Below are 15,334 nucleotides of genomic sequence, written 5' to 3'. Positions count from 1 at the left end.
GCGGGATTCCGTTGGAACCTGTCGGTGCCAAGAGACGGGACGCCACGGTGCCGGTCCACGGCGGGACGGCCCCGATCCAGGACGGCATCATCTGAAGCGATGAGTTTCGCGGGCGCGGCCGGTCCACCTCGTAGGAACCCGACCATGAGGAGCCGCCGCATGACCGCCCCGACCTTCGACCTCGGTGCACAGACCCGCATCGTGGCACGCCTCGCCGACGGCGTCACCGACGCACAGCTCTCCGCCGCGACGCCGTGCCCGGACCTCGCGGTGCGCAACCTGCTGGGGCATCTGACCGGCCTGGCCGTCGCCTTCCGCGACGCCGCCCGCAAGGACCTGGGCGTCACGACGGACACCAGCCCGGAAGCCGCCGTACCCGACATCGGCCCCGGCTGGCGCGAGGAACTGCCCAAGGTCCTCGACGAACTCGCCGACGCCTGGCGCGACCCGGCCGCCTGGACCGGCATGACCCGAGCGGGCGGCGTCGACCTGCCCGGCGAGGTCGCCGCCGCCGTCGTCGCCGACGAACTGGTCATCCACGGCTGGGACCTGGCCCGGGCCACCGGCCAACGGTACGAGCCGGACCCCGCCGCGCTGCAGGCGTCGTACGACATGCTTTTCGCCGCGGCGGAGGACTCCGACCGCGGAGACGGCATCTTCGGCCCGGTCGTCCCCGTCCCGGACGAGGCCCCGCTCCTGGACCGTGCGGTGGGGCTGAGCGGGCGGGACCCGGGCTGGAAGCCCTAGTAGGGGAAGCCCCCTAATCGACAGGCGTGGAGCGTACGGCGACCGTACGCTCCCCGCATGCCCCTCACCCTCACCGTCCTCGGCACCGCCTCCCCCCATCCGCGGCCGGACCTGCCGTGCTCCGGCTATCTGCTGCGGGGCGGGGGTGCCGAGGTGTGGGTGGACGCCGGGTTCGGGACGTTCGCGGAGTTGCAGCGGCACACCGATCCGGCTCGGCTCGACGCCATCTGGATCTCGCATCTGCACGCGGACCACAGCGCCGATCTGGTGGCCGCCGTGTACGGGCTGGCGTATGGCGGGCTCACGCCGGACGCTCCCATTCCGGTCTACGCCCCGGCCGGCTGCGCACAGCGCGTCTCGGGGTTCTTCGGGCGGCCGGACGCCGGGTTCCTCGACGGAGTCCTCGACTTCCAGCCCCTGTACGACGGCCACACCGTCCGGCACGGCGATCTGACCCTCACCGCCCACGCCGTCGAGCACGATGTCGACGCCTACGGGCTGCGCGCCGAAAGCGGCGGGCGGGTGCTCGCGTACTCCGGGGACTGCGGGCCGTGCGACGGGCTGCTCCGTCTCGCCGGGGGCGCCGACCTGTTCCTCTGTGAGGCCGACATCGACCGGCATCGCGAAGGTGAACAGGTGCATCTGGCGCCGGAGGACGCCGGTGCCGCCGCCCGCCTGGCCGGCGTACGACGGTTGCTCGTCACGCACGTCGGGCCCACGCTCCTCCCCGAGGCGGCGACCGTCCGGGCCGCCTCGGCCTTCGGTGGGCCGACCTCCGCCGCCCGCGTGGGCGAGACCAGGGACGTCTGACGGCTCTTCACCGAAACTTCAACTTCCTTTGCCAGAAGCATTGACGAAACACGAGGGCCCTCCTACCTTCAACGCGTCGTACTTCGTACGTCATATATGAGACGCGATACGTGAGATCCGATACGCGATTCGCCGAGACGCGAGATCCGAGAGGCGCGCATGACCTCTGTGCCCACGCCGATCCCCTCCCGCACGCAATACGTGCTGGAAGGGATCAAACACCGCATCCTCACCGGGCAGTTGACGCCAGGTCAGGCTCTGGTCGAGACCGAGCTCGCCGCGCAGTTCGGGGTGTCGAAGACCCCCGTGCGTGAGGCGCTCAAGACCCTGGCCGGTACCGGGCTCGTCGTGATGAGCCAGTACAAGGGCGTCACGGTGCGCATGGTGGACGCGGACATGGCGCGCGAGGTCTACGACGTGCGGCTCCTGCTGGAGCCCGAGGCGCTGAAGCGTGCCGTCAAGCGGGGCGCCTCCCTCGATGCCGCGAAGGACGCACTGACCCGCGCCGACGCGGCCACCGACACCGCCGAACGGTCGCTCGCCAACCGGGAGTTCCACCGCGCCCTGTACCTGCCCTGCGGCAACCCGCTGCTCGGCCGGATGCTCGACGAGGTCCGCGACCAGGCCGCCCTCGTCTCCGCCGTCGCCTGGGCCGCCTCGCCCTCCTGGGAGCGGGAGGCCGGCGAGCACCGGGAGATCCTGCGGCTCGCCCTGGCCGGTGACGCCGACGGCGCGGCGAGAGCCCTGCACTCGCACATCGGGTCCTTCGTCGAGCGGGCCTTCCCCCAAGCGGAGTCCGAGGCCCAGGGAGAGGACGGTCAGGCATGACAACGACGTTCGAGACCCAACGGACGGCCCTGGCCGACGTGGTGGCGATCCCGGTGACCCCGTTCGCCGAGGACGGCTCCGTCGAGCAGGACGCCCACCGGGCCCTGCTGCGTCGTCTGCTCGACGGAGGGATCACGACCCTCACCCCCAACGGCAACACCGGGGAGTTCTACGCCCTCACCCCCCAGGAGCGGCAGCTCGTCACCGAGCTGACCCTCGACGAGGCCGGCGACCGCGCCGTGGTCCTCGTCGGGGTCGGCCACGACGTGCCGACCGCCATCGCCTCCGCGCGGCACGCCCGCGAGCACGGCGCCCAGATGGTCATGGTCCATCAGCCCGTCCACCCGTACGTCTCCCAGGCCGGCTGGGTCGACTACCACCGCGCTATCGCCGAGGCCGTACCGGAGCTGGGCGTCGTGCCCTACATCCGCAACGCGCAGCTGCACGGCGTCCGCCTCGCCGAACTCGCCGACACCTGCCCGAACGTCATCGGTGTGAAGTACGCCGTCCCGGACGCGGCCAAGTTCGCCGCGTTCGCCCGCGACGCCGGGCTGGAGCGCTTCGTGTGGGTCGCCGGGCTCGCCGAGCCGTACGCCCCCTCGTACTTCTCCGCGGGCGCCACCGGCTTCACCTCGGGGCTCGTGAACGTCGCCCCGTCCGTTTCGCTGAACATGATCGAAGCGCTTCGATCCGGCGACTACCCGGCCGCCATGAAGGTCTGGGAGCAGATCCGCCGCTTCGAGGAGCTGCGTGCCGCGGGCGGCTCCGCCAACAACGTCACCGTCGTCAAGGAGGCCCTCGCCTCCCTCGGCCTGTGCCGCCGCGACGTCCGCCCGCCGAGCAAGCAGCTGCCCGAGGAAGAACGCGCCGAGGTCGCCGCCATCGCCGCCGGGTGGTCGATATGAACCAGCCGATCAGAAAGCGCCCCGAAGAGCTCAGAAGCCACCAGTGGTACGGCACCGACGGCCTGCGCTCCTTCAGCCACCGCGCCCGCACCCGCCAGCTCGGCTACCTGCCCGAGGAGCACCTGGGCAAGCCGGTCATCGCGATCCTCAACACCTGGTCGGACATCAACCCCTGCCACGTCCACCTGCGGGACCGCGCGCAGGCCGTGAAGCGAGGGGTGTGGCAGGCGGGCGGCTTCCCGCTGGAGTTCCCGGTCTCCACCCTCTCCGAGACCTTCCAGAAGCCGACTCCCATGCTCTACCGCAACATGCTCGCGATGGAGACCGAGGAGCTGCTGCGGTCCTATCCGGTCGACGGGGCCGTGCTCATGGGCGGCTGCGACAAGTCCACGCCCGCGCTCCTCATGGGCGCCGCCAGCGTCGACCTGCCCGCCGTCTTCGTGCCCGCCGGGCCCATGCTGCCGGGCCACTGGCGGGGCGAGGTCCTCGGCTCGGGCACCGACATGTGGAAGTACTGGGACGACAAGCGGGCCGGCCTCATCGGCGACTGCGAGATGACCGAGCTGGAGAGCGGTCTCGCCCGCTCGCCCGGCCACTGCATGACGATGGGTACGGCGTCCACGCTGACCGCCGCCGCGGAAGCGCTCGGCGTCACGGTGCCGGGTGCGTCCAGCATCCCGGCCGTGGACTCCGGGCACGACCGGATGGCGGCCAAAGCAGGCATGACCATCGTCGAACTGGTCCACAAGGACCGGAAGCTCTCCAGCATCCTCACCCGCGACGCCTTCGAGGACGCGGTCACCACCGTCCTGGGCCTCGGCGGCTCCACCAACGCCGTGATCCACCTGATCGCCATGGCGGGCCGCGCGGGCGTCAAGCTCACCCTCGACGACTTCGACCGCATCGCCCGCACGGTCCCGGTGCTCGCCAACGTACGGCCCGGCGGACAGACGTACCTCATGGAGGACTTCCACTTCGCCGGCGGACTGCCCGGGTTCCTCTCCCGGATCCCGGACCTGCTCCACCTGGAGCGGCCCACCGTCTCGTACGACACCATGCGCGAGCAGATCACCGGCGCGCAGGTCCACCACGACGACGTCATCCGCCCCCGGGACAACCCGGTCGCGAACGAGGGCGGGGTCGCCGTCCTGCGCGGCAACCTCTGCCCGGACGGCGCGGTCATCAAGCACATCGCCGCCGAGCCCCACCTGCTCAAGCACACCGGCCCCGCGGTCGTCTTCGACGACTACCGGACGATGCAGCGGACCATCAACGACCCGTCGCTGAACATCACCGCCGACAGCGTGCTGGTGCTGCGCAACGCCGGGCCCAAGGGCGGACCGGGCATGCCCGAGTACGGGATGCTGCCCATCCCCGACCACCTGCTCAAGCAGGGCGTGCGGGACATGGTGCGGATCTCCGACGCCCGGATGAGCGGCACGAGTTACGGCGCGTGCGTGCTGCACGTGGCCCCCGAGTCGTACGTCGGCGGCCCGCTGGCCCTGGTCCGCACCGGGGACACGATCACCCTCGACGTCGAGGCGCGCACCCTCCATCTCTCCGTGGACGACGAGGAGTTGGAGCGCCGCCGGGCGGAGTGGACTCCGCCGCCCGTCCGTTACGAGCGCGGCTACGGCGCGCTCTACAACGAGCAGATCACGCAGGCCGACACCGGCTGCGACTTCGAGTTCCTGGCCCGCCCGGGCAAGGTGCAGGACCCGTACGCGGGCTGAACCACCGCAGCACGACCTGGCACACCCCTGCACAGGGAGAAAGCGCTTCCTCCACGAGAAAGCACGACCTACGCACCACCCCCGCACGAAGCACGCACGACGTACCAGAACGGAGAACAGTCATGGCCCAAGCCGCAGCCGTGGCGAAACCGCCCGCGCCACCCCGGCGGCGCCGTGCCTCCGCCACGCCGCGCAGGCTGCCGTACCTGCTGATCGCCCCGGCGGCCCTGCTCATGCTCGGCTTCATCGCCTACCCGGTGATCAGCGTCTTCTACTACAGCCTGCAGAACTACAACCCCACCAAGCCATGGCGGAACGGCTACGCGGGCTTCGACAACTTCGTCCACGCCTTCACCGAAGACCCGGTGTTCTGGGACACGCTGGTCTTCAGCGCCAAGTGGGTCGTCGTCGAGGTCGGACTGCAGCTGCTGTTCGGCCTCGCGCTCGCCCTCATCGTCAACCAGACCTTCGTGGGCCGCGGGCTCGGGCGGGCCATGGTCTTCTCCCCGTGGGCCGTCTCCGGCGTGCTGACCTCCGCGATCTGGGTCCTGCTCTACAACTCCCAGACGGGCATCACCCGTTACCTCGCGGACATGGGCATCGGCTCCTACGGCACCAGCTGGCTGTCGGACACCTCCACCGTGTTCCCGGCGGCGATCGTCGCCGACCTGTGGCGCGGTGTCCCCTTCTTCGCGATCCTCATCCTCGCCGACCTCCAGTCCGTCTCGAAGGACCTGTACGAGGCCGCCGAGGTCGACGGGGCCAGCCGCATCAAGCAGTTCTGGCACATCACGCTGCCGCACCTGAAGGACGCGATCATCCTGTCCACGCTGCTGCGCGCGGTGTGGGAGTTCAACAACGTCGACCTGCTCTACACCCTGACCGGCGGCGGACCCGCGGGAGAGACCACGACCCTCCCGCTCTACATCGCCAACACCAGCGTCGACGCGCACAACTTCGGCTACGCGTCCGCCCTGACCACGGTGGCGTTCGTGATCCTGCTCTTCTGCTCGATGGTCTATCTGCGCCTGAGCAAGTTCGGAGGTGGGGACAAGTGAGCACCAAGGAGGCCACCGCGGTGGCACCGGCTCCCGAGCCCGCGGTGGTCGAACCGCCGCGCCCCACGGGCAAGCGCCGTGCCTGGGACGAGGCTCCCCGCTGGCAGATCTACCTGCCGCTGTCGATCTACCTCGTCTTCACCCTCATCCCGTTCTACTGGATCCTGCTCTTCGCCCTCCGCCCGGCCGGCTCGACCTCGCTCGTACCCTGGCCGATGACCTTCGACCACTTCGAGAAGGTGTGGACGGAGCGAAGCTTCGGCACCTACTTCGAGAACAGCCTGCTCGTCGGCGTCGCCACCCTGGTGATGACGACCCTCGTCGCACTGGCCGGCGGCTATGCCCTCGCCCGGTTCGACTTCAAGATCAAGCAGGCCTTCATGCTGGCCCTGCTGTGCTCCCAGTTCGTGCCGGGCGCGCTGCTCCTGGTCCCGCTGTTCGAGATCTTCGCCGAGCTCCAGATGATCAACTCGCTGGGCAGTGTGATCATCGCGGAGACCGTCTTCCAGCTGCCGCTGTCGATGATCCTGATCAGCAACTTCATCAAGAACGTGCCGTACTCGCTGGAAGAGGCGGCCTGGGTCGACGGCTGCAACCGGTTCACCGCCTTCCGGATCGTCGTCCTGCCGCTGCTGCGGCCCGGGCTGATCGCCGTCGGCTCCTTCGCCTTCGTGCACTCCTGGAACCACTTCCTGTTCGCCCTGATGTTCCTGAACAACCAGGAGAAGCAGACCATCCCGGTCGGCCTCAACACCCTGATGAGCGCGGACAGCGTCGACCTCGGCGCGCTCGCCGCGGGCGGCATCATCGCGGCCGTCCCCGTCGTGATCGTGTTCGCCTTCATCCAGAAGTGGCTGATCACGGGCTTCAGCGCGGGGGCGGTGAAGGGATGAGAATCCGTCAGATCGCGGTCGTCGGCGCCGCGTTGGGTCTCCTGTGCGTCCCCGCGCACGCCGAGGCCCGCGACATCAGCCGCGACACCCTGCCCCCGAACGACGGCTGGGCCTCCGCCGCCGGCGGCACCACCGGAGGTGCCGCGGCCGACGACGCGCACGTCCACACCGTCACCGACCGCGCCGGACTGGTCCGCGCGCTGGACGGCGGCAGCGACACACCGAAGATCATCAAGATCGCCGGAACCGTCGACGCCAACACCGACGACGACGGCGACCGCCTGGACTGCGCCGACTACGCCACCGACGGCTACAGCACGACGAAGTACCTGGCCGCCTACGACCCCCGCACCTGGGGCTCCGCCAAGCCCAGCGGCCCGCAGGAGGAGGCCCGCCAGGCGTCGGCGGCGAAGCAGGCCGAGCGGGTCGTGCTGCCGGTCGGCTCCAACACCACCATCGTCGGCCTGGGCGACAAGGCCGTCCTCAAGGGCGCCAGCCTCCAGGTCAAGGACGCGGAGAACGTGATCATCCGCAACCTCGACCTCCGGGACGCCTACGACTGCTTCCCCGTCTGGCAGCCCAACACCGGCGGCCTCGGCGACTGGAAGACGGCGTACGACAACCTGTGGCTGCGCGGTGCCACCCACGTGTGGGTCGACCACGTGACCCTGAGCGACAAGGGCCACCCCGACGCCAAGGAACCCACCCACTACGGCCGCAACTACCTGCGCCACGACGGCCTGCTCGACATCACCAACGGCTCCGACCTGGTCACCGTCTCCTGGAGCCGGTTCGCCGGCCACGACAAGGCGATGCTCATCGGCAACGGCGACACGGCCACCGGCGACCGCGGCAAGCTGCGGGTCACCCTGCACCACAACGAGTTCGACTCGGTCGTCCAGCGAGCCCCGAGGGTCCGCTTCGGCCAGGTGCACCTCTACAACAACCGGTACGTCGTCCCGGACGACGCCCACGACTACCGCTACTCCGTCGGTGTCTCCACCGAGTCGGCGATCTACGCAGAGAACAACGCCTTCACCACCCCCGGCCACATCGAGGCCGCCGACCTGGTCAAGAGCTGGAACGGCACCGCCCTGCACCAGAGCGGCACCCTCTTCAACGGCTATCCGGTGGACCTGCTCGCCATCCACAACGCCTACAACAGTGGCAGCGAGCGTGATCTCACGGCGGACGTCGGCTGGAGACCTACCCTGCACACAAAGATCGACAACGCCGCCACGGCCGACCGAGAGGTGGCACGCGGCGCGGGCGCAGGGAGGATCCCATGACTGTTCAGATGACCGTTCCGATCGTTCTCGCGGGCGCTCGCGGCCACGGCCGCTGGCACCTGGACAACATCCGCCGGCTCCAGGACAAGGGCATCGTCCGGCTGGCGGGGATCTGCGAGCTGACCCCGCTGACCGGGGACGAGATCCCCGAGGGCCTGGGCACACCCGAGCAGTCCGCCGACTTCGGCGCCCTCCTCGACTCCACCGGCGCCCGGATCGCCGTGATCTGCACGCCGATCCCGACACACACGGACCTGGCGCTGACGGCCGCCGGCAAGGGCGTGCACCTCCTGCTGGAGAAGCCGCCCGCCCCCTCCTACGCCGAGTACCGCCGGATGGCCGACGGGGTCGCCGAGGCCGGCGTCGCCTGCCAGATCGGCTTCCAGTCGCTGGGCTCGCACGCCGTGCCCGCGATCCGCGAGCTGATCGCCGAGGGCGCGATCGGAGAACTCGAGGGCGTCGGCGGGGCCGGTGCCTGGGCGCGTCCCGAGGCGTACTACCGGCGGGCGCCCTGGGCGGGCAAGCGCAGGCTGCACGGGGTCGACGTGATCGACGGGGCGCTGACCAACCCGCTCGCGCACGCCGTCGCCACCGCCCTCGCGCTGGCCGGGGCCCCGTACGCCGAGGACGTCACCGGGATCGAGACCGAGCTGCTGCGCGCCAACGACATCGAGTCCGACGACACCTCCTGCGTCCGCGTCACCACCACCCGGGATCTCCCGGTGACCGTCGCGGCGACCCTGTGCGCCGAGGACCCCGACGAGCCGTATGTCGTCGCGCACGGCAGCCGGGGCCGGATCACCTTCTGGTACAAGCAGGACCGCGTCCTGCTCCAGCGGGCCGACCACGGCCCCGAGGAGTACGAGTACGGCCGCACCGACCTGCTGGAGAACCTCGTCGAGCACCTCACCGACGGCGCCGACCTGCTGGTCCCGCCGGACGCCACGGGCTCCTTCATGAAGGTCGTCGAGGCGATCCGCCAGGCCCCCGACCCGGCCCCGCTGCCGGAGGGGACCTGGCACCTGCTCGCCGACGAGCGGCGCCGGGTCGTGCCCGGCGTCGACGGCCTCGTCGCGGCCGCCGCCGACACCCTCTCCCTGTTCTCCGAACTGGGCGCCCCCTGGGCCGTCCCCAACGGACTCCGAAAGGAGGTGAGCACCTGATGACGACCAACGACACGCCGGTGCTGCGCGTCGCGGGCCGCCCGGTCGGCCGGTACGTCACCCGGCCCGAGCTGCCGGCCCGGCTCTCCCCGCGCCCGTACCTGCACCCCGTCACCACCCTGGCCGGCACGGCCGTCACGGAGCTCAGCCCCGCCGACCACACACACCACCTCGGCGTCGGTGTCGCCGTACCCGACGTCGAGGGGGCCAACTTCTGGGGCGGACGCACCTACGTCCGTGACCAGGGCCCGACCGAACTGGACAACCACGGCGCCCAGCGGCACTCCACCTTCCAGCTGCGCGACCCCGACGGCTTCGTCGAGGAGCTGCGCTGGGTGGCCGCCGGAGCCGAGCTGCTGCGCGAGCGCCGTACGGTCGCGGCCACCGAACTCACCGACGCCGCCTGGGCGCTGGACTTCACCTTCTCGCTCACCAACGTCACCCCGGACCCGCTGTCGATCGGCAGCCCCGCCACCAACGGGCGGCCCGGCGCGGCCTACGGCGGCTTCTTCTGGCGGGCCCGCAAGGAGCACGAGGCCCCGCATGCCTTCACCGCCGCCACCGAGGGCGAGGCCGAGGTCCACGGCGCCCCCGCCGACTGGCTCGCCCTGGCCGGCTCCACCTGGACCCTGGTCTTCGCCGGGGCCACCGAGCAGACCCGGCGCGACCCGTGGTTCGTGCGCACCGCCGAGTACCCGGGCGTCGGCTCGTCCCTGGCGTTCGAGGAGCGGCTGCCGATCGCGCCCGGTGACACCGTCGTACGGCGGATCGTCACCGTGGTCGCCGACGGCCGGCTCGACCGGGACGGAGCCGCGGCCCTCATACGGAAGGCGGTGAGCCCGTGACCGCGCGGACGTACACGAACCCCGTCCTGAACGCCGACTGGTCCGACCCCGACGTCGTCCGCGTCGGCGACGACTTCTACCTCACCGCCTCCAGCTTCGGCCGCGCCCCCGGCCTGCCGCTGCTGCACTCCCGTGACCTGGTCAACTGGACCCTGGTCGGCCACGCCGTCGAACGCCTGGAACCAGGAAGCGAGTTCAAGGCCCCGCGCCACGACTGCGGAGTCTGGGCACCGTCCTTGCGCCACCACGACGACCGCTTCTGGATCTTCTGGGGCGACCCCGACCAGGGCATCTTCCAGGTCAACGCTCCCGGCGTACGCGGCCCTTGGACCCGCCCTCATCTGGTGAAGGAGGGCAAGGGACTCATCGACCCGTGCCCCCTGTGGGACGACGAGACCGGCGAGGCCTATCTCGTCCATGCCTGGGCCAAATCCCGCTCCGGCATCAAGAACCGCCTCACCGGCCACCGTATGCACCCGGACGGGACGTCACTTCTCGACGAGGGGAAGGTGATCGTCGACGGAGACCGCATCCCCGGCTGGTTCACCCTCGAAGGCCCCAAGCTGTACAAGCACGACGGCTGGTTCTGGATCCTCGCCCCCGCCGGGAGCGTGGAGACCGGCTGGCAGGGCGCCTTCCGCTCACGCGGCTTCTTCGGGCCGTACGAGGAGAAGGTCGTCCTGGAGCAGAAGGACACCGACGTCAACGGGCCGCACCAGGGCGGCTGGGTGCGCACCCCGTCCGGGGAGGACTGGTTCCTGCACTTCCAGCAGCGCGGTGCGTACGGCAGGGTCGTCCACCTCCAGCCGATGCGCTGGGGCGCGGACGGCTGGCCGGTGCTCGGTGACGACGGCGCCCCCGTCGCCGTACATCCGCTGCCCGACCTGCCGCCGCAGCCGGCCGCCGCGCCCGCCACCGACGACGACTTCCCCGGCGGACGCTTCGGCCGCCAGTGGCAGTGGACGGCCAACCCGCAGGACGGCTGGGCCACCCAGCACTCCGGGGACGGCCTGAGGCTCGCCTGCGTCCGCTCGGCCGACGCGCACGACCTGCGCAAACTGCCGAATGTCCTCACCCAGCGGCTGCCGGGCACCCCGTCCGCCGTCGAGGTCGAGCTGAGGCTGCACGGCGAGGAGCCGGGGGCGCGGGCCGGGCTCGCGGTCCTCGGAGACGCCTTCAGCTGGATCGGGCTGCAACGGGGAGCCGACGGGACGGTCCACCTCGTGCACCGGTTCGCCGAAGCCGTCGCCGAGAAGGAGCGGGACGCCGACCATCCCCGGCTCGCGCCCGAGGGACGGGCCAGGCTGCGGATCGAGATCGGCACCGGAGCACGCTGCCGCTTCTTCTACGACATCGGAGACGGCCTGTGCCCTTCGGGCCAGGTCTTCGCCGCCACCCCTTGGCGCTGGGTCGGCGCCCTGCTCGGCCTGTTCGCCCTCGCGCCCGTCGGACCGGGACACGCCGGCGCCGCGAGTTTCACGCAGTTCCGGATCACCGCCTTGTAAGTGACCGCACCTGTACGCCTGTTGGGAGCCGCAATGACGCACTTCCGTAGCAAGCGCTTGCCGGGAGCCGGTAGAGCCCTGGCCGCCGTCGTGGGCTTAGCGGCCGCTCTGGGCCTCGGGACCATCGGGGAGGCGAAGGCAGCCGCTCCGAGCCCATCGGCGGCGGCGGACCGCTGGACCGACCGTCCGCACGGTTTCGCCTCCCTCGCCGGCGGCACCACCGGCGGCGCGGGCGGCAAGGTCGTGACCGTCACCGACCAGGCCTCGCTGGCGAAGTACGCGGCGGCCGAGGAGCCGTACGTCATCCGGGTCAAGGGCGCCCTCGAGATGGATCCCTTCGGCACGGAGATCGCCGTCGCCTCCGACAAGACCATCATCGGCGTGAGCGACAGCGCCGAGATCGTCCACGGCGGACTCAACCTCGACCCCGGCACCCACAACGTCATCATCCGCAACCTCACCATCCGTGACACAGCGATCGAGGGCAACTGGGACTGCAAGGACACCGACTTCGACGGCATCCGGATGGACACCGTCCACCACGTGTGGATCGACCACATCCGCTTCTCACGGATCTGCGACGGCCAGCTCGACATCCGCAAGGACAGCGAGTACGTCACCGTCTCCTACAACCAGTTCACCAACAACAACAAGACGTTCGGCATCGGCTGGACCCCGAACGTCACCACGCAGATCACCATCGACCACAACTGGTTCACGGGTACCAAGCAGCGCAACCCGTCCGCCGACAACTGCGCCTACGCGCACCTCTACAACAACTACCTGTCGGACCAACTGGCCGACGGCGACCCCGTGTGGACCTACGGGAACTGGTCGCGCGGCAAGACCAAGATGGTCATCGAGAACAGCTACTACCGGAACGTCCAGCACCCCTACCAGGCCGACACCACCGCCGAGCTGGTGGAGCGCGGGTCGATCCTGAAGAACACGACGGGCCGGCACGACGAGTGGGGTGCCGCCTTCGACCCGCGGGAGTTCTACGACTACCGGCTGGACCCGGCGGCAGCCGTCCCGGCACTGGTCGAGCGCTTCTCCGGGCCGCAGAAGCGGATCGGCGACCCGGTGACGCTGCATGTCCCCGCCGACTACCCGACCGTGCAGGCCGCCGTGGACGCCGTGCCTGAGGGCAATGACCTCCCGGTGACGATCGCGGTCGCGCCGGGCACGTACCGGGCCAAGGTCCTCATCCCCGCGAGCAAGCCGAACATCCTGCTGCAGGGGACTGGACACGATCGCTCCGACACCGTCATCGTCTACGACACGCCCGCCGCGAACGGCGGCTCCACCGGGAGCGCGACCGTACGGATCGCCGCGAACGACGTCACGGCCCGCAACCTCACCTTCAGCAACGACTTCGACGAGGCCGCGCACGAGCTCAGCGGCGAGCAGGCCCTCGCCATGAAGACGACCGGCGACCGGATCGTCTTCGAGGACACCGCCTTCCTGGGCAACCAGGACACCCTGATGACCGACAGCCCCAAGCTGGACGTGATCAGCCGGGTCTACATCCGCGACTCGTACATCGAGGGCGATGTCGACTTCGTCTACGGACGCGCGACCACCGTCGTCGAGCGGTCCGTGATCCGCGCGCTGAGCCGTGGCTCGGCCACCAACAACGGGTACATCACGGCCGCTTCGACGTGGACGGGCAATCCCTACGGGTTCCTGATCACGGGATCGAGGATCGTCAGTGACGCGCCCGCCGGGACCTTCCACCTGGGGCGGCCCTGGCACCCGGGTGGTGAACCCGCCGCGGTCGCCCAGGTGCTGATCCGGAACACCGAACTGCCCGCCGCGATCAAGTCCTCGCCGTGGACCGACATGAGTGGGTTCTCGTGGAAGGACGCGCGTTTCGCCGAGTACCGCAACTTCGGGCCGGGGGCGGGCTTCTCCGCGGACCGGCCGCAGATGAGTGACGCCGACGCCAAGACGCACACCGTCGCGAACTACCTCAAGGGCACGGACGGCTGGGCGCCGTACGTCCGCCGCTGAGGTTCCGTGGGTGACCCGAACCGAACCCCCCACAACTTCATATCTCGCTGGATCCAGAAGAGAGAGCCGACCAATGAAGATCAGCATCCGTAGAAGCAGGCGCGCTGCCGTAGCCGTCGCCCTGGGCTCCGTACTCGCCCTGACCGCCACCGCCTGCGGTGACGACGGCAGTGGCGCGGGCGGTGACAAGGGCGAAGAGGGCAGCGGCAAGGGCAAGATCGTCTTCTGGGACAACAACGGCGGTGTCCGCACCGACATTTGGAAGGAGGTCATCGCCGACTTCGAGAAGGCGAACCCGGACATCGAGGTCGAGTACGTCGGGATCGCCTCCACCGAGTACCAGTCCAAGGTCGACACCGCCATCCAGGGCGGCGGTCTGCCGGACGTCGGCGGTGTCGGCGCGGCGATGGCCGCGGGGTTCGCCGCCCAGAACGCGCTGGAGCCGCTGGACGACCGGCTCTCCAAGTCCTCCCTCAACGGCAAGCTCAACGAGTCCATGGTCGAGTCGCTGAAGTCCGCCGGCGGCGGCGACGCCCTGTACTCGATCCCGACCTCCGCCAACAACGGTGTCCTCTACTACCGCACCGACCTGTTCAAGAAGGCGGGTCTGGACGAGCCGACGACCTGGGACAAGTTCTACGAGGCCGCGGACAAGCTCACGAACACGGGCAAGAACGAGTTCGGGTACACCATCCGGGGTGGCGCCGGTTCCATCGCCCAGGCGCTGGACGCGATGTACGGGCAGTCCGGCATCACGTCCTTCTGGGACGCGAGCGGTGAGAAGACCACGGTCAACGACCCGAAGAACGTCGAGGCCCTGGAGAAGTACGCGGCCCTGTACAAGAAGGTCACGCCGGCCGCCGACCTGAACAACGACTTCACCAAGATGGTCGCGCAGTGGGATTCCGGCACGATCGGGATGCTGAACCACAACCTGGGGTCCTACCAGGACCATGTGAAGGCGCTCGGGGTGGAGAAGTTCCGTGGCATTCCTCAGCCGATCGGGGCCGGGGGCAAGCGGGTTCAGGTGTCCAACCCCGTTGACGGGCTGGGGCTCTTCAAGAGCTCCAAGAACAAGGAAGCCGCCTGGAAGTTCATCGAGTTCGCCACCTCGCACGAGGAGAACTCGAAGTTCAACAAGTCGGCCGGGCAGGTTCCGGCGAACAGCGACGCGGCGAAGGACGCGTGGATCTCTGAGGCCGAGCCCACGAAGTTGGCCGCGGGGGCGTTGAGTGACGGGTCCACGACCATTGTTCAGCTGCCGTACTACCTGCCGGACTGGAACACGGTCTCCAAGTCGGACAATGAGCCGAACTTCCAGAAGGTGTTGCTTGGGGACATGAGCGCGAAGGAGTTTCTGGACACGTTGGCTGATCAGCTGAACACGGCTCAGGCTGAGTGGAAAGAACAGAACGGCTAAGAGCTCGGTCCTGTTTGTCCGTGGCCGGCTGCGGGTTGTTTGTGGCTGGTCGCGCCCACGCGGCGGTAGCCGCATATGAGCACGGCCCCGCGCCCCTGAAAGCAGGGGCGCGGGGGTTACCCCCC

At 69.8% G+C, this 15,334-nt stretch carries 13 protein-coding genes; all 13 read left to right on the top strand.

Features of this window, described 5'->3' with window-relative positions; genetic code table 11:
- Nucleotides 1-159: 159 nt before the first annotated feature.
- Nucleotides 160-747, top strand: coding sequence for a TIGR03086 family metal-binding protein (locus CLM62_RS23070; RefSeq protein ID WP_095751813.1), 588 nt, complete (start codon nt 160-162; stop codon nt 745-747).
- 57 nt (nt 748-804) lie between these two features.
- Nucleotides 805-1,557 carry an MBL fold metallo-hydrolase gene (locus CLM62_RS23065; RefSeq protein ID WP_095751812.1) on the top strand — a complete coding sequence of 251 codons (753 nt, stop codon included), beginning with the start codon at nt 805-807 and terminating at the stop codon, nt 1,555-1,557.
- A 159-nt stretch (nt 1,558-1,716) separates the two neighbouring features.
- Nucleotides 1,717-2,385: a GntR family transcriptional regulator gene (locus CLM62_RS23060; protein ID WP_095751811.1), complete on the top strand. Its 669-nt coding sequence runs from the start codon at nt 1,717-1,719 to the stop codon at nt 2,383-2,385.
- Entirely contained in the window at nt 2,382-3,290 is a 909-nt protein-coding gene (locus CLM62_RS23055; RefSeq protein ID WP_095751810.1) for a dihydrodipicolinate synthase family protein, read from the top strand. The genes CLM62_RS23060 and CLM62_RS23055 overlap by 4 nt, the downstream gene beginning before the upstream one ends.
- The gene (gene araD / locus CLM62_RS23050) at nt 3,287-5,023 is read left to right on the top strand and encodes an L-arabinonate dehydratase (RefSeq protein WP_095751809.1); all 1,737 of its coding nucleotides are present in this window, start codon (nt 3,287-3,289) and stop codon (nt 5,021-5,023) included. The genes CLM62_RS23055 and araD overlap by 4 nt, the downstream gene beginning before the upstream one ends.
- Before the next feature lie 122 nt (nt 5,024-5,145).
- Nucleotides 5,146-6,081, top strand: coding sequence for a carbohydrate ABC transporter permease (locus tag CLM62_RS23045; RefSeq protein WP_095751808.1), 936 nt, complete (start codon nt 5,146-5,148; stop codon nt 6,079-6,081).
- Nucleotides 6,078-6,974, top strand: coding sequence for a carbohydrate ABC transporter permease (locus CLM62_RS23040; RefSeq protein WP_095751807.1), 897 nt, complete (start codon nt 6,078-6,080; stop codon nt 6,972-6,974). The genes CLM62_RS23045 and CLM62_RS23040 overlap by 4 nt, the downstream gene beginning before the upstream one ends.
- Nucleotides 6,971-8,263, top strand: a complete 1,293-nt coding sequence (locus tag CLM62_RS23035; RefSeq protein WP_095751806.1) for a polysaccharide lyase family 1 protein — start codon at nt 6,971-6,973, stop codon at nt 8,261-8,263. The genes CLM62_RS23040 and CLM62_RS23035 overlap by 4 nt, the downstream gene beginning before the upstream one ends.
- A complete protein-coding gene (locus CLM62_RS23030) occupies nt 8,260-9,426 on the top strand; it encodes a Gfo/Idh/MocA family protein (RefSeq protein ID WP_257004022.1) in 1,167 nt (388 codons plus the stop codon). Before CLM62_RS23035 ends, CLM62_RS23030 begins: the two co-directional genes overlap by 4 nt.
- Nucleotides 9,426-10,271, top strand: coding sequence for a PmoA family protein (locus tag CLM62_RS23025; protein WP_095751804.1), 846 nt, complete (start codon nt 9,426-9,428; stop codon nt 10,269-10,271). Before CLM62_RS23030 ends, CLM62_RS23025 begins: the two co-directional genes overlap by 1 nt.
- Entirely contained in the window at nt 10,268-11,776 is a 1,509-nt protein-coding gene (locus tag CLM62_RS23020) for a glycoside hydrolase 43 family protein (RefSeq protein WP_095751803.1), read from the top strand. Before CLM62_RS23025 ends, CLM62_RS23020 begins: the two co-directional genes overlap by 4 nt.
- Before the next feature lie 33 nt (nt 11,777-11,809).
- On the top strand, nt 11,810-13,789 hold the full coding sequence (locus CLM62_RS23015; protein WP_095751802.1) for a pectinesterase family protein: 1,980 nt from the start codon (nt 11,810-11,812) through the stop codon (nt 13,787-13,789).
- A 73-nt stretch (nt 13,790-13,862) separates the two neighbouring features.
- Nucleotides 13,863-15,209, top strand: coding sequence for a sugar ABC transporter substrate-binding protein (locus tag CLM62_RS23010; protein WP_095751801.1), 1,347 nt, complete (start codon nt 13,863-13,865; stop codon nt 15,207-15,209).
- Nucleotides 15,210-15,334: the final 125 nt, after the last annotated feature.

The organism is Streptomyces sp. SA15 (genome assembly GCF_002291145.1).
Lineage (GTDB): Bacteria > Actinomycetota > Actinomycetes > Streptomycetales > Streptomycetaceae > Streptomyces.
This window is presented reverse-complemented; position numbering and strand designations above follow the sequence as displayed.